The 22,501-nt window shown below is 72.9% G+C and carries 20 protein-coding genes; 12 read left to right on the top strand and 8 right to left on the bottom strand.

Annotated features, from left to right (window positions below; genetic code table 11):
• Positions 1-250: 250 nt before the first annotated feature.
• Entirely contained in the window at positions 251-1,945 is a 1,695-nt protein-coding gene (locus ACWCPW_RS01735) for an AMP-binding protein (protein ID WP_449759577.1), read from the top strand.
• A gap of 102 nt (positions 1,946-2,047) precedes the next feature.
• Here ACWCPW_RS01735 and dapD read toward each other — a convergent pair whose 3' ends face one another.
• Complete coding sequence (dapD, locus tag ACWCPW_RS01730; RefSeq protein ID WP_449759576.1) at positions 2,048-3,043, bottom strand: 2,3,4,5-tetrahydropyridine-2,6-dicarboxylate N-succinyltransferase; 996 nt, start codon at positions 3,041-3,043, stop codon at positions 2,048-2,050.
• 91 nt (positions 3,044-3,134) lie between these two features.
• Positions 3,135-6,104, bottom strand: coding sequence for an ATP-binding protein (locus ACWCPW_RS01725; protein ID WP_449759575.1), 2,970 nt, complete (start codon positions 6,102-6,104; stop codon positions 3,135-3,137).
• Between the two features lie 281 nt (positions 6,105-6,385).
• On the opposite strand from ACWCPW_RS01725, the gene ACWCPW_RS01720 reads away from it, so the two are divergent.
• A complete protein-coding gene (locus ACWCPW_RS01720) occupies positions 6,386-6,814 on the top strand; it encodes a Zn-ribbon domain-containing OB-fold protein (protein WP_449759574.1) in 429 nt (142 codons plus the stop codon).
• On the opposite strand, the gene ACWCPW_RS01715 is transcribed toward ACWCPW_RS01720, so the two are convergent.
• Positions 6,777-8,243, bottom strand: coding sequence for an NAD(P)/FAD-dependent oxidoreductase (locus tag ACWCPW_RS01715; protein WP_449759573.1), 1,467 nt, complete (start codon positions 8,241-8,243; stop codon positions 6,777-6,779). The genes ACWCPW_RS01720 and ACWCPW_RS01715 overlap by 38 nt on opposite strands.
• 178 nt (positions 8,244-8,421) lie before the next feature.
• Positions 8,422-8,553 carry a hypothetical protein gene (locus ACWCPW_RS01710; RefSeq protein ID WP_449759572.1) on the bottom strand — a complete coding sequence of 44 codons (132 nt, stop codon included), beginning with the start codon at positions 8,551-8,553 and terminating at the stop codon, positions 8,422-8,424.
• A gap of 139 nt (positions 8,554-8,692) precedes the next feature.
• Between ACWCPW_RS01710 and ACWCPW_RS01705 the strand changes: the two genes are divergently transcribed.
• Positions 8,693-8,980 carry a hypothetical protein gene (locus ACWCPW_RS01705; protein ID WP_449759571.1) on the top strand — a complete coding sequence of 96 codons (288 nt, stop codon included), beginning with the start codon at positions 8,693-8,695 and terminating at the stop codon, positions 8,978-8,980.
• A 43-nt stretch (positions 8,981-9,023) separates the two neighbouring features.
• Here the strand turns inward: ACWCPW_RS01705 and ACWCPW_RS01700 are convergent, their stop codons facing one another.
• Positions 9,024-9,410 (bottom strand): hypothetical protein, encoded by a 387-nt coding sequence (locus ACWCPW_RS01700; protein WP_449759570.1) that lies wholly within the window; start codon positions 9,408-9,410, stop codon positions 9,024-9,026.
• A 285-nt stretch (positions 9,411-9,695) separates the two neighbouring features.
• Between ACWCPW_RS01700 and ACWCPW_RS01695 the strand changes: the two genes are divergently transcribed.
• Positions 9,696-10,019 carry a chorismate mutase gene (locus tag ACWCPW_RS01695; protein ID WP_449759569.1) on the top strand — a complete coding sequence of 108 codons (324 nt, stop codon included), beginning with the start codon at positions 9,696-9,698 and terminating at the stop codon, positions 10,017-10,019.
• Positions 10,020-10,220: 201 nt separating this feature from the next.
• Positions 10,221-10,655 (top strand): chaplin, encoded by a 435-nt coding sequence (locus ACWCPW_RS01690; protein ID WP_449759568.1) that lies wholly within the window; start codon positions 10,221-10,223, stop codon positions 10,653-10,655.
• Positions 10,656-10,762: 107 nt separating this feature from the next.
• On the opposite strand, the gene ACWCPW_RS01685 is transcribed toward ACWCPW_RS01690, so the two are convergent.
• Positions 10,763-11,344 (bottom strand): hypothetical protein, encoded by a 582-nt coding sequence (locus tag ACWCPW_RS01685; RefSeq protein WP_449759567.1) that lies wholly within the window; start codon positions 11,342-11,344, stop codon positions 10,763-10,765.
• A gap of 221 nt (positions 11,345-11,565) precedes the next feature.
• On the opposite strand from ACWCPW_RS01685, the gene idi reads away from it, so the two are divergent.
• Positions 11,566-12,117, top strand: a complete 552-nt coding sequence (gene idi, locus ACWCPW_RS01680) for an isopentenyl-diphosphate Delta-isomerase (protein WP_449759566.1) — start codon at positions 11,566-11,568, stop codon at positions 12,115-12,117.
• Positions 12,118-12,201: 84 nt separating this feature from the next.
• On the opposite strand, the gene ACWCPW_RS01675 is transcribed toward idi, so the two are convergent.
• On the bottom strand, positions 12,202-14,577 hold the full coding sequence (locus ACWCPW_RS01675; RefSeq protein ID WP_449759565.1) for a transketolase-like TK C-terminal-containing protein: 2,376 nt from the start codon (positions 14,575-14,577) through the stop codon (positions 12,202-12,204).
• A gap of 188 nt (positions 14,578-14,765) precedes the next feature.
• On the opposite strand from ACWCPW_RS01675, the gene ACWCPW_RS01670 reads away from it, so the two are divergent.
• On the top strand, positions 14,766-15,683 hold the full coding sequence (locus tag ACWCPW_RS01670) for a YncE family protein (RefSeq protein ID WP_449759564.1): 918 nt from the start codon (positions 14,766-14,768) through the stop codon (positions 15,681-15,683).
• A gap of 141 nt (positions 15,684-15,824) precedes the next feature.
• On the opposite strand, the gene ACWCPW_RS01665 is transcribed toward ACWCPW_RS01670, so the two are convergent.
• Entirely contained in the window at positions 15,825-16,253 is a 429-nt protein-coding gene (locus ACWCPW_RS01665) for an SRPBCC family protein (protein ID WP_449759563.1), read from the bottom strand.
• Positions 16,254-16,500: 247 nt separating this feature from the next.
• Here ACWCPW_RS01665 and ACWCPW_RS01660 point away from each other — a divergent pair, with 247 nt between their 5' ends.
• The 5 genes from ACWCPW_RS01660 to lysA all read left to right on the top strand — a co-directional run bounded on the left by ACWCPW_RS01660 (position 16,501) and on the right by lysA (position 22,285).
• Entirely contained in the window at positions 16,501-17,460 is a 960-nt protein-coding gene (locus tag ACWCPW_RS01660) for a hypothetical protein (RefSeq protein ID WP_449759562.1), read from the top strand.
• A gap of 202 nt (positions 17,461-17,662) precedes the next feature.
• On the top strand, positions 17,663-19,204 hold the full coding sequence (locus ACWCPW_RS01655; RefSeq protein ID WP_449759561.1) for a class I adenylate-forming enzyme family protein: 1,542 nt from the start codon (positions 17,663-17,665) through the stop codon (positions 19,202-19,204).
• A gap of 10 nt (positions 19,205-19,214) precedes the next feature.
• A complete protein-coding gene (locus tag ACWCPW_RS01650; protein ID WP_449759560.1) occupies positions 19,215-20,024 on the top strand; it encodes an aldose epimerase family protein in 810 nt (269 codons plus the stop codon).
• Between the two features lie 241 nt (positions 20,025-20,265).
• On the top strand, positions 20,266-20,916 hold the full coding sequence (locus ACWCPW_RS01645; protein WP_449759559.1) for an SAV_915 family protein: 651 nt from the start codon (positions 20,266-20,268) through the stop codon (positions 20,914-20,916).
• Positions 20,917-20,953: 37 nt separating this feature from the next.
• Positions 20,954-22,285 (top strand): diaminopimelate decarboxylase, encoded by a 1,332-nt coding sequence (gene lysA / locus ACWCPW_RS01640; RefSeq protein WP_449759558.1) that lies wholly within the window; start codon positions 20,954-20,956, stop codon positions 22,283-22,285.
• The last annotated feature ends 216 nt before the right edge of the window (positions 22,286-22,501 follow it).

Below are 22,501 nucleotides of genomic sequence, written 5' to 3'. Positions count from 1 at the left end.
GGCGCTGACGCGCCTGTACCCGGGGGTCGGGGGCGCTGACGCGCCTGTACCCGGGGGTCGGGGGCGCTGACGCGCCTGTACCCGGGGGTCGGGGGTGCTGACGCGCCTGTACCGGGGGGTGGGGGTGCGGGCTGACGTGCGTGGGGGTGGGTGGTCGGTGTGGCGCTTTTTGCTTTGGTGTCCGAACACGTGTCAGATCACACCGGCGATCACTTGAATGACTCGATCAAGGAGTTCTAGGGTCCGGCCCATGGCCACCATCAGTTCCGCCGTGCCCGATGACGCTCTTGCCGCCATGACCGCCCCGGGCGGTCCGTTCGCCCTGGTCGAGGAGGACGTCCTGGGCGTTCCGATGCGTGTGTTGGCCGATCGGCCCCGGTCGCTCACCGCGTTCGTCGAGCGGGCCGCTCGGTTCGGCGATCGCGAGTTCCTCGTGTACGAGGACCGGCGGATCGGCTTCGCCGAACACGTGCGCGACATCGCCTCCACCGCGCTCGCGCTGCGCGAGCGGTACGGGATCGGCCCGGGGGACCGGGTCGCGATCCTGGCGGCCAACCGCCCGGAATGGCTGACGGTGTTTCAGGCCACCGCGGCGCTGGGCGCGATCACCGTCGGGATGAACGGATGGTGGGCCGCCGACGAGATCCGCTATGGCGTCCGGGACTGCGCGCCCAAGCTGCTGGTGGCCGACCGCCGCCGCCTGGAGCGGCTGGGCGGCGCGTCGGAGGCCGCGCGGAGCCTGGGTGTACCCGTGCTGGAGATCGAGGCCGACTGCGCCGCCCTGGCGGCGTACGCGCCCGCAGCCGCACTGCCGCCGGGCGCGGCCGACGAGGACGACCCGGCGCTGATCCTGTACACCTCCGGCACCACCGGGCGGCCCAAGGGCGCCGTGCTGACCCACCGCAACGTGGTCGCGATGCAGAACCTCCAGGCGCTGCTGGCCGCCCGGGCGACCGCACACGTGCCCGCCGAGGTGCTCGCCCAGGCGCCGCCCGGGCGGTGGCTGGTGAACAGCCCGTTCTTCCACGTCTCGGGCCTGCTCGCGGGCGCGGTGGCGGCGCTGGCCGGCGGGCAGACCATGGTGCTCTACAGCGGCCGGTTCGAGGTGCCGGCCCTGCTCGAACTGATCGAACGCGAGCGCTGCACCACATGGTCGCTGGTGCCCACGCTGGGCTGGCGGGTCGCCAACCATCCGGACACGCCGAAGTACGACCTGTCCTCGATCACCCGGCTGGGCGGCGGCAGCGCGGCCTTCTCGCCCGAACTGGTGCGCCGGCTCCAGGAGGTGTTCCCCAACGCGAAGGGCGCGTTCGGCGTCGGGTACGGGCTGACCGAGTCCGGCGGCGTGGCCACCACCGCGGGTGCCCTGCAACTGGAGGGCGAGCCGGGCGCCATCGGGGTGCCGGTGCCGACCGTGGAGGTGACGGTGCACGATCGGGACGGCACCCGGCAACCGGACGGTGTCGAGGGCGAGTTGTGGATCCGCAGCCCGTTGGTGATGCGCGGCTACTGGCGCAACGACGAGGCCACCGCGAAGGCGCTCACGCCGGATCGCCGGCTGCGCACCGGCGACCTCGGCTACACCCGGGAGGGCCGGTTCCACCTGGCCACCCGACGCAGCGACCTGATCCTGCGCGGCGGGGAGAACGTCTACCCGGCCGAGATCGAACACTGTCTGGACGCGCACCCCGAGGTGGCCGAGTCGGTGGTGGTCGGCGTACCGCACCCGGAGTGGGGCGAGGAGGTCAAGGCGATCGTGGTGCCGGCCCGGGGCGCGACGCTCACCGCCGAACGACTCGGTGCCTATGTCGCGGAGCGCCTGGCGCACTTCAAGGTGCCCGCGCACTGGGAACTGCGCGAGGAACCGCTGCCCCGGACGCCGACCGGCAAGGTGATCCGCGCGGTGGCCACCGGGGCCAAGCCGGCCGACCTGGTCGAGGAGTGAGCACCCGCGAGCGGGCCGGCGGTGATCCGCCGGCCCGCTCGCGTGCCGTGTGGGCCGTGCCGGGGCAGTCGTGCCCGGGCAGTCGTGCCGGGTTGTGCCCGGTCAGTCGTTCTTGTGCAGTTCCTCGTTCAGCGCGCCCCACGACTTGGTCCGGGCGATCGCCTCGATCGTGCCGGTGACCGAGTTGCGGCGGAACAGCAGGCCGTCCCGGCCGGAGAGCTCGGCGGCCTTGACCACCTTGCCGTCCGGCGTGGTGACCCGGGTGCCGGCGGTGATGTAGCAGCCCGCCTCGACCACGCAGTCGTCGCCGAGCGAGATGCCGATGCCCGCGTTGGCGCCGAGCAGGCAGCGCTCGCCGACCGAGATGGTCTCCTTGCCGCCGCCGGACAGCGTGCCCATGATCGAGGAGCCGCCGCCGATGTCGCTGTGGTCGCCCACCACGACACCCGCGCTGATCCGGCCCTCGACCATCGAGGCGCCCAGCGTGCCGGCGTTGAAGTTGCAGAAGCCCTCGTGCATCACGGTCGTGCCGGGCGCCAGGTGCGCGCCCAGGCGGACCCGGGTGGTGTCGGCGATCCGCACGCCGCCGGGCACCACGAACTCGGTCATCCGGGGGAACTTGTCCACGCCGGCCACCTCGAACGGGACCCGCGCGGCCCGGGCACGCAGCCGGGCGGCATCCACGCCGTCGACCGGGACCGCGCCCAGGTTGGTCCACGCGAGGTTCGGCAGCAGGCCGAACAGGCCCTCCAGGCTCTGCCCGTGCGGGCGGACCAGGCGGTGGCTGAGCAGGTGCAGGCGCAGGTACGCGTCGTGGGTGTCCACCGGCGCGGCGGCCAGCGACGCGATCACCGTGCGCACGGCGACGACCTCGACCCCGCGCACCGCGTCGGCGCCCAGGCCGGCGGCGGCGTCGGCGCCGAGCGCCTCGATCGCCTCGTCGGCGGACAGGCGTACGGTCTCGGCCTTGCCGTCGGCGTCGCCCGAGGTCAGCTCGGGTGCGGGGTACCAGGTGTCCAGGACGGTGCCGTCGGCGGCGATCGTCGCGAGACCTGCGGCGACGGCACCAACGGTGGAGGAATCAGCAGTGTCGATCACCCCGCTACCGTACCGGGGGCCGGGGCCGACGCCCATCGCCGGTCGGCCGCGTCCCGATCCGCTTTTCTTGTTCTCCGGCGCCCCCGCGCGGCTACTCCGGCTCGGGCCGTCGGGTCGGCCCCTCGCGGAACGGCCAGGTTTCGGAACGATCGCCCTCCGCGTCCGGTCGGGCATCGCCGCGATGCGGGATGCCGAACGGGCTGTAGCCGCCGGTGTACTCGTCGACCCATTCGTCCGCCTCGGCGCGCCCGTGGTCGACCGGCGGCAGCGCGGCGCCACCGACCAGCGCCTCGACCATCTCCGCCGCCCGGGTCTGCAACGGGATCGCGCCACAGGCCATCGCGGTGTCCCGGGCCCGCTCCAGCTCGCCGATCGCGTCCGGCTTGTGGCCGTCCTTGCGCAGCCGGTCGCCGTACGCGAGCAGCGCCTTGGCGTACTCGTAGTTGGCGCCGACGCCCTCCAGCGCGACCGCCGCGTCCCACAGCGCCTGTTGCGCGTTGACGTTGTCCTCGATGATCCCGGCCACCCGCTTGGCCTGGCCCGCGGCCACCGGCGCGTAGAAGGTGTCGGCACGGGCGACGGCCTGCCTGGCCACCTCCTGGGCCAGCTTCTTGTTCTGCAGCGGCCCCTCGGCGTTCAACGCCTCGGCGAGCAGCAGGCCCCACGGGCACCACGCGGGGTTGTCCATGCCGCGGGCGCGCAGCCGTTCGCCGAGCTCGGTCAACGGCTGGATCACCTCCTCGGGCCTGCCCTGGGCGAGCCGCAACTCGGCGAGCACGATGGTGGGGACCGGCAACACGCGGGCGGCCTGATTGACGCGCGCGGGGTCGTCGAAGCCGATCTTGTGCGCCTGCCGCTCGGCCTCGTCGAGGTCGCCCAGCGCGATCAGGGTCTGGATCAGCACCCCCGCCGCGTACCACTTCGAGGGCGTCTCCTCGCCGAGTTTGAGGGCCATGTCCAGGCCGGTCTCGGCCTGCTCACGAGCCTCCTTGAGCCTGCCCATCCGGTAGTACAACATCGCCCGGAAGGCGTGGCCGTAGGACAGGTGCGCGCGTTGGCGTCCGTTGTCGCGCAGCTCGGCCATGCCGCTCTCGAGGAGTTCGTGGGCCTCCTTGAACAGGTCGCAGTAGATGAAGGTCAGGGTGAGCACCATCGGGATCTCGAAACCCCAACCGTCCTCGACCCAACTGAAGCCGGGGCGCTCCTTGTTCGGATCCTCCGGTCCCAGTGCCGCGCGGGCGAACTTGGTGGTGGTCTGGAGCCGTCGTCCGGTGAGCACGCCGTACCACGCGACCAGGGCGAACAGCGAGTAGTTCGTCCGGGTCGTGGCGCCCTCGGTGTTCAGTCGCACGGTCAGCCGCTGCAGGTTGTGGGCACGCGAGGCGAAGCCGGTGTCGTCCTCCCAGAAGGCGGCCCACATGAACAGGTCGGCGTACAGCCTGGGTCGTTTGCCGATCGGGGTGATCTCGATCTCCCGCTCCAGGAGCTTGATGCTCTTGGGCAGGTGACCACTGAACGCGAGCGAGCGGCCGAGTTCGACGACGATGTTGGTGTGCAGTTCCGTGCCCGGTTCGCCGGACTCCGCGAGTGCCTTGTTCAGCGGTCCGAGGCTGGCCGGGGGATCGTTGACGAACAGGGCTCGGCCGATGTTGTAGTACAGCCTGGCGTGCATGTGCCGGGGCGCGAGCTCGGCCAGCGCGTGTTCGAGGTAGGTCACGCCCGCCTCCGGGACGCCGGAGGCCAGGCACTCGCGGGCCGCCTCCACCATGATGTTCGCGGCCCACTCGTCCTCGACGCCGACCATCTTCAGCGCGTGCGTCGCCGCGGTCTGCGCGGAGAAGCGGTCCGCGCGCAACATCCTGGCCGCCGCCGCGTGCATCGCGCAGCGCTCGTTCGGTTCGAAGCAGAAGCGGTAGACCGCGAGTCGAACCAGCGGGTGGGTGAAACCCAGGTTCGAGGGAGTGTCGGGGACCCAGGTGAGAATCTCCTGCTTGTACAGCTCGTCCGCGGCGGTGACGATGGCCGACTCGCTCAACCCGGTGAGCTTCGCCGCGCGTTTCACCGTCACGTGCGGGGTCAGGATCGCGGCGGCCAGTGCCAGCCGTCGGGAAGCCGGATCGAGCCTGGAGAATCGGTCCTTGAAGTGGTGCTCGGCGTAGGCCTGGGCGGCGTGCTGTTCCATGGCCGCGCCGTGCCGGGGCAGCGCGGCCTCGAGCGGTTCGATCCGGGACGACTCGACGAACCGCAACAGTTCCCGCAGGATCTGCGGTTCGCCGCCGCAGTAGCGGTGGCAGTGCTCGGCGAACGCGTCGTCGACCCGCTTGTCGGGGAAGCGGTGTCGGATCACGGCCGCGGTGCCCGTCACGTTCAGCGCGCTCAGCTTGGTGGCGGTGCGGCCGGCGACGGCGTCGAGCGCGCGCAGCGATCCCTCCAGCGCCGGGTCGTACTCGTCCGGGCGGTAGGAGACCACGATCAGGATCGGGAAGTCGCGCACCTTCATCGCGAATTGCGCGAGCCACGACATCGACGACGGGTCGGCCCAGTGCACGTCGTCGATGACCATGATCAGCGGCCCGGCCCTGTGCACGTAGCCTTGCACCACGGCGTCGAGGGCGGACAGCACGTTCTCCGGGTCCGGCGACTCCCCGGGCTGACGCGGGCCCAAGCCGAAGATCGGCCCGAGGATTCCGTACCACTCGCCGAGTCGTTCCTTTTGGCCCGCCTCGTCGAGATTGCGCAGATCCCGGAACAGCCGCTTCACCAGGCCGTAGACCCGGACCTTCTCCAGGTCGTACCCGACCACGTGCAGCGTGCTGAAGCCCTCGGCCTCGGCGGTGTGCCTGGCCCACGCGAGCATGGCCGACTTGCCCATGCCGGCCAGGCCGGTGACCACCGTGATCCGGCCCTCGCCGGTTTCGCGTACCGCCGCCAACTGGTCGCGGAGTTCGCGCTGCAGGAAGTCGCGCTCGACGAGGGGCATGGGCTCCGTCCCGGACACGATGTCGGGTGTGTTCTCGCGGCCCAGGTCACCCGGGTTCGGTGCCGTGCGTGGTGCCGTCATCGCGCAACCTTTCTGCCGTGCGTCCCCACCCCGAGCCCGCGCGGAACGATTACGCGCCGTGGCGGATCACTTGCGCTACCCATCCTGCGCCAATCACGCAAGCCCTGTCCCCGACTTGGCCGAGAAGTCCTTTCGACGTCCTCTCCCCACCTGGCGTGTTTCCACCCGCGAACGCGTGTGCGACCGATTCGGCAACCGCGTGCTCGGTGCGCGAGCATGCAGCCAACGCTCGTCCTCGAACGCCGACGGGCTCGACGAAGTACGTTCGGAACGGAAAGGCCGTGACACCCGTGTTGGGACCGCAGATCGGTGTACCCGTGACTCCTGCCGCGTCGATGCGAATGCCCCCGGAACCGGGGGAGTTGCGCTACCAGCGCTGTGGCGCGTGCGAGGCGGCGAACTTCACCCCCACCGAGATGTGCCGGGGCTGCTCGTCGCGCGCGCTGCACTGGGCCACCAGCGCCGGGCGCGGCAGCGTGTACAGCTGGACCGTGGTGAGCCGGCCCGCCGCGCGTGAACTCGGCGATCCCTACGCGGTGGCGATCGTGGACCTGGACGAGGGCTATCGCGTGCTCACCAACCTGGTCGAGGTGGAACCGGCCGAGATCCACTCGGGGATGCGGGTGCGGGTGGACCTGCGGACCACGGGGGAGGAGCGGGTGCTGCCGTTCTTCACCCCTGATCGGGGTCGAACGCCCGATCAGGGCTGACCCCCCGATCGGAGCCGAGTCCTCGGCCCGCGTCGAGCCATTGGCCGGAGCCGAGTCCTCGGCCCGAGCCGAGCCCTTGGTCGAAGCCGACCCCCCGATCGGAGCCGAGTCCCCCGGCCGGCCCGGCTCCTCGGCGGGAGTCGGCGGGCCGGCCGGGGGCGAACTCGCGTTCGGAGTCGGCGCGTCGACCCGAGCCGGACCCTCGGGCGAACACGCCGCCCGGGGCGGAGTCGTCCGCCGGATCGGGTGCGCGCGCCGCCGGCGGCCTGCGCGGTCCCGGTGACCGGGTGGGCGCGGCGAACCGGGCGGGGTGGAAGTCGGCGCCCGGGATGTCCGGCCGGCCGCTGGCCCCGTCGCACAGCAGGTCGGCCACCAGCGAGCCCACCGCCGGCACGATGCCCAGCCCGTGCTCGCCGCACCCGGCCGCGACGAACAGCCCGTCGGGGCCCACCGATCCGATCAGCGGCAGGTGATCGGGCCCGGCGTCGTGCCGGGTGCCGAACGCGGCCACCGGCGTGATCTCGCGAAAGCCGGGGAGGCGGGCGGCGAGATGCGCCGCGGCGCGCGCGGTGAGTTCGTCGTCGAACGCGTCCGCGGCCGGGTCGAGCGCGCCGAGCAGCAGTTGCCCCGGGCCGTCCGGCCGCAGGTAGCGCCGGTGCGGCAGATCGACCAAAACCGGCCGCTCGTCGAGGACCCGGCCCACCCCCACCCGCACCCGGACCGCGAACTCGCGGGCGGCGCGCACCGGCAGGGCCACCCCCAGCGGCTCGACGAACGCGGGCGAGTCGGCGCCCGCGGCCACCACGACCGTGCCGGTGGACACCTCGCGGCCGTCGCTCAGCCGAACCCCGGTGATCCGGTCCCGGGTCGCCGACACGCTCACCACCGGCGGGCACGACAAGATCGCGGCGCCGCCGTGGCGGGCCGCCCGGGCGAAGGCGCGCGCGGTGCGCCTGGTGTCGGCGTACCCGCCGCGCGGTTCGTGCGCGAAGGCGGCGAAGTCCCGGACGGCGAGCTCCGGCCACCGTGCCGCCACCGCGTCCGCGGCCACCCGCCCGACGTCGATCCCGAGCGCGCGGCGCATCGCGATGCCCGCCTCCAGGGCGCCGAGATCGGCGGCGGCCACGCCGACGAGCCGACCGCACCGGCGGTACCCGACGTCCTCGCCGAGCACGTCGATCGCGTGCTCGAACAGGTGGGTGCCCGCCCAGGCCATCGCCGCCAGCGCGGGCACGGTGGCGGAGCAGTGCACGGCGCCGCCGCCGGGTCCCGGGTCGCCGGTCGACCCGGGCGGCCCCGAACCGCCGGCACCCGCCGCGCACACGATCACGTCGCGCACTCCGCGCCGGGTGAACGCGTACGCGATCGCCATGCCCTCGGGACCGGCCCCGACGATCACCACATCGGCCACCGGCGTGCCCGGCCTCACCGGGTCACCCCCGCGGCTGCCGGTCGGCCGGTGCGCCGGAACGCGGTCGTACGGTCTCGTGTCGTCATCTCGCGCCGTCACCTGGGTCGATGGCCGCCGGTCCCGCTACCGGAACCGATGTCGCCCGGAGTGAACCGCGAGGCCGTTTCCGGCTTTCGACGCGTGCGTAACGGAGGTGTTACGCACGGTGGCGCGGGCAGGCGCGGCGGCAGCGCCGGGCGGTGATCGTCACTCGAACGGTCGCGGCGCCCACGAGTCGGATCAGTTCGACGCGCGCGGCGCCGCCGCACGAGGATGCGAGAAGTGTCATGCCGGGAACCCTATACCCCATGGGGGTAAGTGGTGGTTAGGATTCGATACCGGTGGGGTCGCGGCATCGACGCGATCACCTCGGGTAACCGTTGGGACAGGGCCCGTCGGGGTCGCAGGCAGCACGACGAGGAGGCGGGATGACCACCACCGCGATCGCCGCATTGGTCACGTTGTCCGTCGGCGCTCTCGGCTGCCTGTGGTTGCTCACCCGGGGGCGCCGCGCCGAGCGGATGACCGCGGCCGTGCTGATGTGCATGTTCGCGTCGCTCGCGCTGGTGTTCTACTCGATCGGCCAGGGCGGAATGGGCGCGTTGGACGCCGCGCTCCTGCTCGGCGTCGCGGCGCCCGCGGGCACGCTGATGGTCGCGGCACGCGGGCGCGGCTCGAATCGCGCGGCCGGCGGCCGCGACCACCGGGCACGCTGACCACCGACCGCGGCGACCGCGGCCCGCGTCGATCGGGGCGCGATCAGGTCCTGCCGCCGCCGCGGCGCAACAGGAAGGCCACGCACAACCACACCAGCGTGGTGGTGCAGCCCATGATGATCAGCGCGAACGCGATCACCACCAGGTAGACGCCGGACGTGGTGGCCAGCGCCGCGAACACCGCCGCGAACAGCACCACCAGCAGCAGCACGTGCCACGTGCCGGAGAGCGTCGGCCGGCGCAACCCGCGGCGGGCCCGCCGCGAGGCCGGCATCGAGCCCGCCCCCGGAACGACACGGCCGCGCGCGCCGGTCCGCCGGCGGTTGCGGGAGGGACGCATGGTACGAAGCGCCAGGTCCAGCTCCTGGTCCTTGCGCAGTTCGTACTCGATCTCCTCCAGCATCCGCCGCTCGCTCGGCGTGAGACGCACTTCCTCCATCATGTCGTTCGCCCCCTACTGCAGCCCCGGCCGCATCCCTCGCGCACCGCCGAACGGCCCGGGCGTCGCGGCAGGGACAGCCGACGGCGCGGACCGTACTCAGAGGGTCCCCCGCAGGTGGCGATGTGACACCTGGCAGAACGAGAGATGACAGGTGGTGATATTTCCTCTGATCGCTCGACGGGGCGGGGGCGAGGGGTGCGCGGCGGGTCGCGCCCGGGGCGCTCGAACGCCGTCCGTCCGCTCCTTTGGGGTCGCCGGGTAGGGTCACCCGTTATGGCCAACGGAACCACTGACGAAACGTCGGGCGCGGCGCCCGGCAAGCCCGCCGAGCTGCTCGACCTGCGGGACAGCATCGACAACATCGACGCGGCCCTGATCCACTTGCTCGCCGAGCGATTCAAGTGCACCAAGCGGGTGGGCGTGCTCAAGGCCGAGCACAAGCTGCCGCCGGCCGACCCGGCCCGCGAGGCGGTGCAGATCCGCCGCCTGCGCGCGCTGGCCGAGAGCGCCAAGCTGGACCCCGACTTCGCGGAGAAGTTCCTCAACTTCCTGGTCGCCGAGGTGATTCACCATCACGAGGCAATCGCCCGCGCGTGATCGACCGCCGTCCGGCTCGTTGAGCCGATTGCCTGCATTGCCCGAAATCCCCTGTCGGTAGCGCGGTCTGACGTCTCGTCACGCGCGGGCTGCTACTAACGGGGGAAGTTCGCGCGCCCCCCGTCACCGGCACCCCGCCCACGCGTTGGACGTCCCGGAACCCCGGTTCCACCGTCTATCGATCGATGGGAATAACAACCAGTGAACAAGCTCACCAAGGGTGCGGTCGTCACCGCCGCCATTCTCGGCGGTTCGGTTGCGATGGGGGGCCAGGCGTTCGCGTCGGCCGATGCGGACGGCGCCGCCGTGGACTCGCCCGGCGTGCTCTCCGGGAACAACGTCCAGGTGCCGGTGCACGTTCCGGTCAACATCTGCGGCAACAGCGTCAACATCATCGCGGCGCTGAACCCCACGTTCGGCAACACCTGCGTGAACGCGGACGGCATGGACCACGCCACCCCGATGCCCCCCGGGCACCCGGGCCACCCCGCTCCGCCGCCGCACCACGCCCCGCCGGCCGACGACTGTCCGCCGGAGCTCCCGCCGCCGCCGCACACCGCGCCGACCGACGACTGCCAGGACCCGACCGCGTTCGTCGGCGGGGCCCCGAACCTGGCCGGCGCGATGATGGGCTGAAGCGCCCGCCACGGCACGTGCTTCGGCCCCGGAACACCTCCCACGTGTTCCGGGGCCGCGGCCGTCCCGCGTACCGGGGTCGGCCGTGCCGGGCATCCTCGGCAGCGTCAGGCGGACACCCGATCGCGCAGCCGGCGCGGTGCCGGCTTGGGCTTGGGCGGCTTGCCGACCGCCGAGACCGCGCCCACCACCGCGATCACCAGGGAGATCGCGGTGATCGCGCCGAGCATGCCGAAGGTGCCGACCAGGGCCTCGCTGCGATCCGCGTCGCCGGTGATCAGGATCAGCAGGCCGACCAGCGCGGCGGCGATCGCCATCGCGCCCACCACGCGGGCGAACTCGGTCACCTCGTAGCGGATCCGCTCCACGCCGTGCGTCGGCGGTCGCCACGGCAACGGCCCGCCGAGGAAGTGATAGCCCACCCGCTGGTCCACCCAGCGGATCGCCCGGTGGCCGAACATCACGGTGCTGCCGATGTACAACGCGGCGATCCCGTGCCGCGCGCCGGCGGTGGCGCCGTTGCGCAGGTCCAGCACGGCGACCACGAGCAGGATCAACTCCAGCAGCGGTGTGCTGTAGAGGAACACGTTGCTCAGCCGGCGGCGGCGCAGCGCGTAGCGGCTCAGCAGGCCCAGGGCGATCAGCACCCAGAAGCCCACCTCGCAGACCACGATCATGGCGACGACCACGGCGATCTCCTCCTCGGAGTGGACCGAGCGCGCGCCCCGAGGGGGTCGCGGCGCCGGCGAACGGACCCCACCAGCCTCTCCCGCGCGCGCCGCCCGGGGATCGTCGGCAGGGCGGATCCCGGCGTACAGACAACGATGTAGCGGGCGCCGGCGCGGTATCGACGATCCGTGACTCGCCCGCCGGATACTGTGCAGGCAAGGCCGAACAGCAGGGAGAGCACATGGCGCAGGAGCAGCCGGACGGTCGGGTCATGGTCGAGTTGGTGGACCCACAAGGGAACACGATCGGCCTCGCGGAGAAGCTGGAGGCCCATCAGCCGCCGGGTCTGCTGCACCGCGCGTTCTCGGTCTTCCTCCTCGACGACGAGGGTCGGGTGCTGATGCAGCGCCGGGCGCTGACGAAGTACCACTCGCCGGGCCGGTGGTCCAACACGTGTTGCAGCCACCCGTTCCCCGGCGAGGAGCCCCGGGACGCGGTGCTGCGCAGACTGGCCGAGGAACTGGGCGTCAAGCCCACCGTGCTCGAACCGGCCGGCCTGGTGACCTACGACGTCACCGACGAGGTCTCGGGCCTGGTCGAGAAGGAGTACAACCACCTCTTCGTCGGCCTGGTCGGCGGCGGACTCGGCCTCAACCCGGAGGAGGTCGACGACGTCGCGTACGTGCCGCTCGCCGATCTGGACACGTGGTTGGCCGAGCACGAGCACACCGCGTGGCTGAGCGCGGTGCTCGACCCGGTCCGGGAGCCGCTCGCGGCACTCGCCGCACGCTGAGCACGCGCCGAGGGGCGGGTCCGGACGTACCGGGCCCGCCCCTCGCGTGTCCCGTCCCGGTGACGGGCCGGCGGGGGCTCTCGGTCAGGCCAGCGAGAGCGCGGCGAGCGCCGCGTTGACGATCGAACCGGGCAGCAGGTCGTGCAGTTCGTACAGGTCCTCGATCCGGCCGGTCTGGCCGAACTGGTCCACGCCCAGCGGCACGCTCGGCACGCCGAGCGCCGAGCCGAGCCAGGCGAGCGTGTGCGAGGACGAGTCGTGCACGGTGACCACGGGTGCCCGGTGCGGGAACGCGGTGCGCAGCGCGCCCGGCGCGGACGGCGTGGTCGCGGTGCGCACCCCCTGGCGCAGGGTGCGCTGCCACGCGCTGTAGAGCCGGTCGGCCGAGGTGATGTCCACGACGTGCGCGGCGATCCCCTCGTCGCGCAACTCGTGTGCGGCGGTCAGCACTTCGGGCAGCACGGCGCCGGCGGCGGCCAGGTACACGGTCGGTGCGCCGGGCAGGTCGGGCGCGTCCAGGAGCCGATACGCGCCGGCGAGCACCTGGCGGCGCAGCAGCGCGTCGCCGAGCCGGGTCCGGGCGGCCTCGAACGGCGCCTGGTCGATCGGGCGGGTGGTCAGCCGGAAGTAGTAGGCCCCGTTGTCCGGTTCGACGCCGTGATCCGGACCGCCGGCGATCCGGCCCACCGCGTCGCACAGCAGCCAGTCCAGCGCGGTGCCGTAGGCGGGCTCGATCAGCGTGGTGCCGGGCAGTTCGAGCCCGATCGACGCGGTGATCGTGGACTGGTGCGCGCCGCCCTCGGGAGCGAGCGTGACGCCCGAGGGGGTGCCGGCCACGATGAATCGCGAACCGGAGTACACGGCGTGGATGAACGCGTCCAGGCCGCGGCACACGAACGGGTCGTAGACGGTGCCGATCGGGATCAGCGGCTGGCCGGACAAGTCGCCCGCCAGACCGAGCTGTTCCAGCAGCAGGAACAGGTTCATCTCGGAGATGCCCAGCTCGATGTGCTGCCCGCCGGGGCCCTCGACCCACTTCAGCGCGCCCTCGCCGGACCACGCGCGGCGCTCGGTGGGCGCGAACACCCCGGTGCGGTTGATGAAGCCGGCCAGGTTGGTCGAGGTGGCCACGTCGGGCGCGGTGGTCACCAGGTACGGCGCCAGCGCCGGGTCGCGGGAGAGGTCGACCAGGACCCGGCCGAAGGTCTCCTGGGTGGACACCGGCTTGGTCATCCGCTGATTCGTCGAGGCGGTGACCGGGACGCCGAGCGGGCCCGGCTTGGGCGCGCGGGACAGGTGCTCGCGGCGCTGCCCGGCCAGGATGCCCTCGGGCGTGGCGGCGTCGAAGCGGTCCCACTCGGTGCGCTCGGTCAGCCCGTGCTCGGCGCGCAGCGTGGCCACCTGCTCGGTGCTCAGCAGCGCGGAGTGGTTGCGCGGGTTGCCCGCCAGCGGCAGTCCCCAGCCCTTGACCGTGTACGCGAACACCACGCTGGGCCGGTCGGTGACCTCGTCGCAGCGCCGGTAGGCGTCCAGCAGCGCGGCGATGTCGTGCCCGCCCAGGTCGGTGACCAGCGCGTGCAACTGCGCGTCCGGCACGTCGGCGACGGTGTCCGCGACGTCGGCCGGCGCGCCGTCCAGGAAGTGCGCGCGCACGTCCGCGTCGGCGAGGCCGAACAGGGCCTGGTACTGCTCGTTGGGCATCGCGTCGATCCACGCCTTGAGCGGCGCGCCGCCGGGCCGGTCGAACGCGGCCTGGAGCCGGCGGCCGTACTTGACCTCGACCACGTGCCAGCCGGCAGCCTCGAACTGGCCGCGCCACTGGTCGATCCGCACACCGGGCACGACCCGGTCCAGCGACTGCCGGTTGAAGTCGACCAGCCACATCACGTTGCCCAGGCCCTGGGTGGCCGGGTCGGCGATGGCCTCCCAGATGTTGCCCTCGTCCAACTCGGCGTCGCCCAGCAGCGCGACGAAGCGGGACGCCGGGCGCGGGCCGAAATGCGCGTCCACATAGCGCCGGGCGGCGGCGCCGAACAACGGCGCCGCGGCGCCCAGCCCGACCGAACCGGTGGAGAAGTCCACCCATTCGCGGTCCGGGTCCTTGGTCCGCGAGGGATACGACTGGAGCCCGCCCTTGGCGCGCAGCGTGGTCAGGTAGGCCCGGTCCAGGTTGCCGAGCAGGTACTGGATCGCGTGGAAGACCGGGGACGCGTGCGGCTTGACGCTGATCCGGTCCGGACCGTCGAGGTGGGCGAACCACAGCGCGGTCATCGCGGACACCAACGACGCGGAGGACGCCTGGTGGCCGCCGACCTTGATGCCGTCCGCGTTCGGCCGGTCGTGGTTGGCGGAGTCGACGATGCGCGTCGCGAGCCACAGGATGCGGCGCTGGACTGCTTCGAGGACGGGCAGGTCGATACCGAGCGCGGCCGCGGCGTGGTCCGTGTCGCTGCGATGCATGGTCGTCACCTCAAGATCGATCGGGGTGGCCGAAGCATACGGCGATCGTCTCACCATGCGATACGCGCGCACGGTCCACGGTAGCTGCACGTATCCGTCCATTGACAGCGCGTCCCGGTGCTGTTGGTCTGTTTCGAGCGCCACCGCACTCACCCGATGGATCGTCCCGACGCCTCCGGAGGCATGCCATGGCCCAGCCGACCGCGATACCCGGCGGATCGCCGCCGACCGAGACGTTTCGGTCGTACGTCACCGACCACGGGTCCGACACGGTCACCGTCCTGGACGTGGTCACCGGCACGGCGGTGGCGACCATCGACGTTCCCGGTGCGCTCGGGCCGCCCGCGGTCGCCGGCGGATCGGTGTACGTCACCTCTCCGGAGCGGGGCGTGATCACCGTGATCGACACCGAGACGCCGGTGGTGCTGGGCCGGATCGCCGCGGCCTGGCCGCGCTCGCCGGTCGCGGCCCCCGACGGCGCCGCCGTGTACTTCGCGTCCTGTCCGCCCGCCGACCGCGGCTTCGCGTCGAACACCGTCGAGGTGCTCAGTCCCACGCTGAACACGGTGGTGCGCAGCCTCCCGGTGCCGCACCCGGCCACGTCGGTGACGCCGGCTCCCGCCGGTGACCGGCTCTACCTGGCCGGCTTCGCCGAGGACCTGGTCACCGCGCTCGACCCGGACACCGGCGCCACGCTCGTGGGCACGGCGAAGGCGCCCCGGGCGGTGGTGTGCTCGCCGGACGGCGCGAGCGTGTACGTGGCCGGCGCCGGCGGTGTGTCCATCCTCGACGCGGTCACGCTGCGTTGCCTGGGCACGATCACGATCGAGGGCGGTGCCACCGACGTCGCGGTCTCCCCGGACGGCTCCCGGCTGTACGTGGTGCCCGACGGCGCACGGGACCTGCGGATCGTGGACCCGGCCACGCGCGAGCCGATCGGGAGCGTCGACACGCCGAACGCCGCGGCGGTCGAGGTCACTTCGGGCGGAACCCGCGTCGTGGTGCTCAACGCGGGATCGGGGGACTTCGTGGTCGCGTCGATCGTGGACACGGACAGTGACACGATCGTGTACTCGGTGCCGATCGGCCGGAGTCCGTCGCCGTGATCGCCGGCATTCGGGGCGGGGTCGGTGACGACGGCGCGCGGGTGCCCGGCCGGACCCGGGTGTGACGCCGCCTCGGGCGCCGCCGACTCCCGGTCGGGGCACCCGAGGCGGTTCGCGGCCGGAGCCCGCCCCGGACCGGCGCTACGCGAAGCGCTCCCGGAGGGCGGCCAGGCCGGCGCCGTAGGTGCCCTCGGCGAAGACCGCCTCGACGGTCTCCACCACGTCCGCCTCGCCCTCGTAGGCGGCCGACCAGACCACCTCGCTGCCGTCCGGGTGCGGGTGCACCGCGAGCGTGCCCACGTAGTTCGACACCGCGACCGGCACCTGGATCAGCCGGTAGGTCATCCGGTGCGCGTCCGCGTCGTGGCTGATCAGTTCCTCGCGCGAGAGCACCTCGCCGTCGATCGCGAACGCCCGTACCGCGCCCGGGGTGTTGGCGTCGCCGCCGCCCTCGATCGTGCTCGGCGGCACCACCGGGTGCCAGTCGCCGAGGGCGCCGAAGTCGCCGATGACCGCCCAGACCTTGTCCGGTGTGGCGGCGATCACAGCGGAACGCGAGAACTCGTGCATGAAGGAACTCCTGTCGGTTCGGAATTACGCGCGTGGAGATGGGACGATGCGATTCGATTCGGTTTTCCCGCCGATTCGATCCGGGTCCGTGCGGGTCCGCAATACCACCGGGTGGTTGGTGTCGGCCGAATAAATCACCCGACCGATGTGGCCTGTCTCCTGGACGCGGAAACCACTTGGCGCCTAGAACCGTTGCAGGGCCGGACGGGTCACGGGAGCGACGAGGCGAGAAAGGGACGGCGAGGACGTGTTGTACGGACTTGTGCTGACGGCTTTCGCGGCGGCCATCCTGGTGACCGCGCCTCGCGTCCTGCGCCGGGCCGAACGCAGCGGCTTCGGCCCGCGCCACGTACAACGCGCGTGGCGGGCCGCGGCCGGCGGCGTACTCGTGTCGTTCGCGCTGGCGGTGCCCGTCTACACGCCCGACCTGTGGCTCGCCCCGATGCGGGCGGCCGGCTTCGCCCCCCGGATCGGCATGCCGCACGTGCCGCTGGTCGTGCAGATCGTCGTCGCCTTGCTGGCGCTGCTGATCGTCGGGTTCGGCTGGCGCCGGGGCGCGGGCGCGACCCGCGACTACCGGCGCGCGTTGCGCGTACAACTGGACCGGCTGGAGAACTGCGCCCCGCTGCTCGACGAGGAGGCCGGCGGCCGGCCGCGCCTGGTGATCGTCGAGGACGACGCGCCGCGCCTGGTGCTGCTGCCGTCCCGGCCGCCGCGCGTCGAGGCCACCACCCGCGCCCTGGACCTGCTCCGCCCGGAGGAGCTGAACGCGGTGCTGACCCACATGGCCGGGCACCTGCGCCGGCGGGACGCGCAGTGGATGGTCTGCGCGGACACCCTCGCCGACGCCTACCCGATGGTGCGCTTCTTCGGCGAGTGGGCCGACCACGCGGCGGAACTGTCGGAGAAGGCGGCGGACGCGGACGTGCGCGGTTCGATCGCGCGGGTCAATCTGCGCCGGGCGATCGTCAAGCTGTCCGGGCCGGGGCAGGCGGGCGGGCCGTTCTGCCCGTGCTTCGCGTGGCCGCAGCAGCGCCAGGAGGAACTGGCCGTGCACCAGGCCCAGGCGACCGCGCAGCCCGAGGTGGCCGTCGCGGGCGTCCGGGTGGGCGCACCGGTCGCCTCCGCGGGACTGCGACTGCTGACCGCGGCGGCGCTGCTGGTGCCCTCGGTGATCGTGGTGTCACCGCACTTCCTGTACCTGTGAGCCCAGCGCCCGCGCGTGCCGCGTCGGACTTCGCGGACCGGTGGGTCCGCTACCCGTGCGCGATCGGCGCTCGGTGGGCGCTCGCCCCGGTCGGGCCCGGTGTGCTCGCCCTGTCGGGTCGCGACCGTTCCTGATAGGTATGCGGGACGGGCGCGGCGACGCCGTCCGGGTACGGGCCGGGCGGGGCGAGGAGGGCACGACGGTGACACACACGAGCCTCTGGGCGGCCATCGAGGCGCGGGCGGCCCGAACGCCCGACGGCGAACTGCTGGTCGACGAGCACGGTCGGCGGTTGACCCATCGGGAATTCCGCGACGCGGCCGAGGCCTTCGCGGCGTTCCTGCACACCCAGGGGCTGGGTCCGGGCGACACGGTCACCTGGCAGTTGCCCACCCGGCTCGAATCCGTGGTCCTGGTCGGCGCGTTGTCCCGGCTCGGCGTCGTGCAGAACCCGATGATGCCGATCCACCGCGAACGCGAACTCGCCTTCGTCACCCGACAGACCGGTGCCTCGATGCTGATCGTGCCGCCGGTGTGGCGCGGTTACGACTACCCGGAACTGGCCCGTCGGGTGCGCGACCGGGTGCCCGGTCTGGAACTGCTGATCCTGGACGGCCCGTTGCCCACCGGCGATCCGGCCGACCTGCCGCCCGCGCCGCCGGTGCCCGGAACGCCCGAGGAGGCCCCGGTGCGCTGGTACTTCTACACCTCCGGGACCACCGCCGACCCCAAGGGCGCGCGGCACACCGACGCGAGCATCATGGCCGCGGGCGTCGGCATGGCGGACCGGATCGGCGCGCGCGAGGGGGACAGGGTCGCGCTGGTCTTCCCGTTCGCGCATATCGGCGGCTGCACGACCTGGCTGACCGCGGCCCTCACGCACGGCGTCACGATGATCCTGACCGAGGTCTTCCACCCGGAGGAGACGCCCGACCTGCTGCGCCGCGAGCGGGTCACGCTGGCCGGCGCGGGCACCGTCTTCCACCAGGCCTGGCTGGCCGCGCAGCGCCGCCGGCCCGCCGGCGACCCGCTCTTCCCGCACCTGCGCAGTTGCCCTGGCGGCGGCGCGCCCAAGCCGCCCGGGCTGCACGAGGCGATCAAGCGCGAACTGGGCGGCGCGGGCGTACTGGCCGGTTGGGGGATGACCGAGGCGCCGATCCTGACCATGGCGGGCCCGGACGACCCGGACGACGCGTTGGCCCGGGCCGAGGGCCGGCCCACCCACGGGGTCGAGGCCACCGTGGTCGGGCCCAACGGGCGGCCGGTGCCGGTCGGCGCGGAGGGCGAACTGCGGGTGCGCGGGCCGCAGGTGATGCGCGGATACGTGGACGCGCGCCTGGACGCCGAGGCGTTCGACGAGGCCGGGCGGTTGCGTACCGGTGACCTGGGCCGAGTGGACGAGCACGGCAACGTGTACGTCACCGGGCGCCTGAAGGACGTCATCCTGCGCAAGGGCGAGACGATCAGTGCCAAGGAGGTCGAGGACCTGCTGGACGCGCATCCGGCCGTCGCCGAGGTCACCGTGATCGGTCTGCCGGATTCCGAACGCGGCGAAATGGTGTGCGCGGTGATCGTGCCGAGCGACCCGTCGATTCCGCCGGATCTGCGTACTGTGCGGGATTTCCTGGGCACTCGGGAAGTGATGCGGCAGAAGTTCCCGGAGCGTATCGAGATCGTCTCGGCGCTGCCGCGGAATCCGTCCGGAAAGGTGCTCAAGAAGCAGCTTCGGGAGCGCTACGCGTAATCTGCCGACCATGATCGACGGCGAAGTGTGGTTGCGTTCCGAAGGCGCCGAGGCGCTGATTCTGCCGGACGCCGGGTGCCGGCTCGGCTCGTTGCGGGTGCGCGGGCTCGAACTGCTGCGGACCGAGGGCGAACGGCCCGAGGAGTGGGGCAGCTATCCGATGGTGCCGTGGGTCGGACGGATGGGCGGGGCCCGGTTCGAATTCGACGGCGCGATACACGAGTTCCCGGCGGACGCGGCGCCGCACGCGCTGCACGGGCTCGGCTGTCGCGGCGCGTGGAAGCAGATCGCGGAGGACGCCGCGTCGGCGGTCTTCGAGTTCGCGTTGACCGACCCGTGGCCGTTCGCCGGCCGGGTCGAGCAGGACTTCACCCTGACGCCCGACGGGCTGGTCACGGTGTTGCGGATCGAGTCCGAGGCCGCGACGTTTCCGGCGCAGGCCGGGTGGCATCCGTGGTTTCGGCGGCGGCTGGGTGTCGGCGGTCCGTTGGAATTGTCCTTCACCCCCGAGTGGCAGGAGGAGCGCGGCGCCGACTACCTGCCCACCGGGCGCCGGATACCCCCGCTGCCGGGGCCTCGGGACGACTGTTACGGGACGCCCGGCGGGGTCGACGCGACGTTGGAGTGGCCCGGCGCGCTGCGGCTGCGGATGACCTCGGACTGCGACTACACGGTGGTGTACGACCTGCCGCGGGACCACCTGTGCGTCGAGCCCCAGACGGGCCCGCCGAACGGCCTGGTGGGCCCGGCGGCCCACCTGGTGCGGCCGGGGGACCCGCTGGTGGCTACGACGAGGTGGGCCTGGTCGGGGGCGGAGTAGGGCCGGGAGCGGGGACCTGTCGGGGGTTCCGGGGGGCCGGGCTCCGGTGGGACGAGGTGGGACGAGGTGCGACGAGGCGGGGCGAATTCCGGGGATTTCGCCGGCGGGCGTCAGGGGGGGCGTCAACAACGGCCCGGGGATGATCAAGGGCGCGGTAGGGGCGGGGTTGCCCGGTATGGGCGGTCGTAACGTCGGAGTCAGGGCCCGCGGTCGGCTGCGGTGCCGGACTTCGGAGGCTGTCGTGTCGGATGTGTTGATCACCGATGGGGAACCCGCTTCTACGACCACCGCTCGGCGCGTGTTGATCGTGCCGGTGCGGTCGGTGGAGGGGGCCCGGGTGGTCCGGCTGTGCCGGGATCCGCTGGGTGCCCGGGTGGTGGTCGCGTTCACGTCGGTGGCGCGGTTGCGGGCGGTGCTGGGCGCCGATCAGGAGTGGATCCGACTCGGGGCGGGCGCGGTGCGCTCGCTCGCCGACGAGGTCGGGGGCGAGCGCGTGCTGGTCGATCCGGGACTCTCGGCACCGCCGGTGCGGCACGAGGAGCCGGTGGGCGAGCGGGTTGCCCGGGACTCGGGGGCGGTCGGAGCCGTCGGAGCGGCCGGTGTGGTCGGTACCCCCGGCGTGGTCGGTGCGGTCGTCGCGCCGGTCGCGATCGACCGGGCCTCGGTCGCCGGGGCTCCGCGCCCGCCGGCCGCCGCCGGGCTCGCTTCCGCGCGGGCGCTCTCGCCCGCTCGGCTCCAACTCGGCCCGAGCGTCGGCGGGCTCGCGCCGGGCGTCGGGTCGTCCCGGGCGTCAGGGGCGTCCCGATCCGTGTGGGATCCACAATCGCTCGGTGTGCCGCGCACCACCGTCGTCGTCGCGGTACTCCTCGTCGTGCTGTCCCTCCTCGGCTGACCTGCCGCCACCAATGCTCGTGCACAAGGGAGTTGCCATGTCCGTCACGCTTGCGGCGCCGGTATCGGACGCGGCCGTGTGGCCGCGCTCGACGCGGGAGCACGCCGGGGACCTCGCGATCGGCGGCCTGACCTCGGCCGAACTCGCGGAGCGGTTCGGGACACCGCTGTACGTACTGGACGAACAGCACGTGCGGGACACCTGCCGGGCCTACCGCCGCGCGCTGCCCGGCGTCGAGATCGCCTACGCCGCCAAGGCGTTCCTGTGCCGCGGCCTGGTCGGCTGGCTGCGCGAGGAGGGCTTCGGGCTCGACGTCTGCTCGGCGGGCGAGTTGTCCCTCGCCGCCCTGGCCGGGATGCCCGGCGAACGGATCATCCTGCACGGCAACGCCAAGTCGGCGGACGAACTGCGTGCGGCGCTGCGCCTGGGCGTGGGCCGGATCGTGCTGGACAACCCGGCCGAGATCGCCAGGTTGGCCGCGCTGGTGGCACCCCGGCAGCGGCAGCGGGTGATGGTGCGCGTGGTGCCGGGGATCGAGGCCGGCGCGCACCACGCGATCCGGACCGCCGGCGAGGACCAGAAGTTCGGCCTGTCCATCGCGCGGGGCGACGCGGAGGACGCGGTGCTGCGGGTGGTGGCCCAGCCGCACCTGGAACCGACCGGACTGCACTGCCATTTGGGATCGCAGATCGGTTCGGTGCGGCCCTGGCTGGCCGCCGTCGCCACGCTCGTCGAGTTCCTGGCCGGACTGCGCGACCGACACGGGATCGTGCTGCCCGAACTGAACCTGGGCGGCGGCCACGGCATCGCCTACCGCAGTGGTGAACATCCGTTGGACATCGAGGCGTTCGCGGTCGACGTGCGCCGGCAACTCGATCGCCAATGCGCGCTGTACGGCCTGCCGGTACCGCGACTGATCGTCGAGCCCGGCCGGGCGATCACCGGTCCGGCGGGCGTGGCCCTGTATCGGGTGCTCGTGGTCAAGCGCACCGCGCACCGGGTGTTCGTCGCGGTGGACGGCGGCATGGCGGACAACCCGAGGCCGGCCCTGTACGGCGCCCGCACCACCGTGCGCCTGGTCGGCCGACCCGGCGCGGCGGGCACCCGACGGGTCACCGTCGTGGGCCGCTACTGCGAGTCGGGCGACGTGTTGGCGGCCGACGTCGAACTGCCCGAGGACGTACACCCCGGCGACCTGCTCGCGATGCCGGCCGCCGGCGCGTACCAGCAGTCGATGGCCTCGACCTACAACCTGGTCGGCCGCCCCCCGGTGGTCGCGGTCCGCGACGGCCGAACCCGGGTGCTGCTCCGCCGCGAGGGGATCGAGGACCTCCTGGCCAGGGACACGGGCAGCGAGCCCCGAGCCTGATCCCGACCCATCGGGCCGGCCACGCGGCGGCGGGGCGCGGCGGGCCGGTTCGGGGGCTGGGGCGCGGCGGGCCGGTTCGGGGGCTGGTCATGCGCGGAGCCCGGTCATGCGCGGAGCATGGTCATCGGCAGTGCCGACTCGTGGACACCGTCCGGACCGGGCTCGACGCGATACGCGTGCGCGTTCGGCCGCTCGGCGACGAAGGCGTGCACCCGG

The sequence above is a fragment of the Embleya sp. NPDC001921 genome (assembly GCF_053594475.1).
Note: the sequence above shows the minus strand (reverse complement) of the source record. Positions and strands in the feature narration are given on the sequence as shown.

Excerpts from the sequence above, each read along its gene's own strand:
- ACWCPW_RS01735 (WP_449759577.1), top strand. The coding sequence starts at position 251 with ATGGCCACCATCAGTTCCGCCGTGCCCGATGACGCTCTTGCCGCCATG.
- ACWCPW_RS01725 (WP_449759575.1), bottom strand. The coding sequence starts at position 6,104 with ATGACGGCACCACGCACGGCACCGAACCCGGGTGACCTGGGCCGCGAG.
- ACWCPW_RS01710 (WP_449759572.1), bottom strand. The coding sequence starts at position 8,553 with ATGACACTTCTCGCATCCTCGTGCGGCGGCGCCGCGCGCGTCGAACTG.
- ACWCPW_RS01705 (WP_449759571.1), top strand. The coding sequence starts at position 8,693 with ATGACCACCACCGCGATCGCCGCATTGGTCACGTTGTCCGTCGGCGCT.
- ACWCPW_RS01695 (WP_449759569.1), top strand. The coding sequence starts at position 9,696 with ATGGCCAACGGAACCACTGACGAAACGTCGGGCGCGGCGCCCGGCAAG.
- idi (WP_449759566.1), top strand. The coding sequence starts at position 11,566 with ATGGCGCAGGAGCAGCCGGACGGTCGGGTCATGGTCGAGTTGGTGGAC.
- ACWCPW_RS01675 (WP_449759565.1), bottom strand. The coding sequence starts at position 14,577 with ATGCATCGCAGCGACACGGACCACGCCGCGGCCGCGCTCGGTATCGAC.
- ACWCPW_RS01670 (WP_449759564.1), top strand. The coding sequence starts at position 14,766 with ATGGCCCAGCCGACCGCGATACCCGGCGGATCGCCGCCGACCGAGACG.
- ACWCPW_RS01665 (WP_449759563.1), bottom strand. The coding sequence starts at position 16,253 with ATGCACGAGTTCTCGCGTTCCGCTGTGATCGCCGCCACACCGGACAAG.
- ACWCPW_RS01650 (WP_449759560.1), top strand. The coding sequence starts at position 19,215 with ATGATCGACGGCGAAGTGTGGTTGCGTTCCGAAGGCGCCGAGGCGCTG.
- lysA (WP_449759558.1), top strand. The coding sequence starts at position 20,954 with ATGTCCGTCACGCTTGCGGCGCCGGTATCGGACGCGGCCGTGTGGCCG.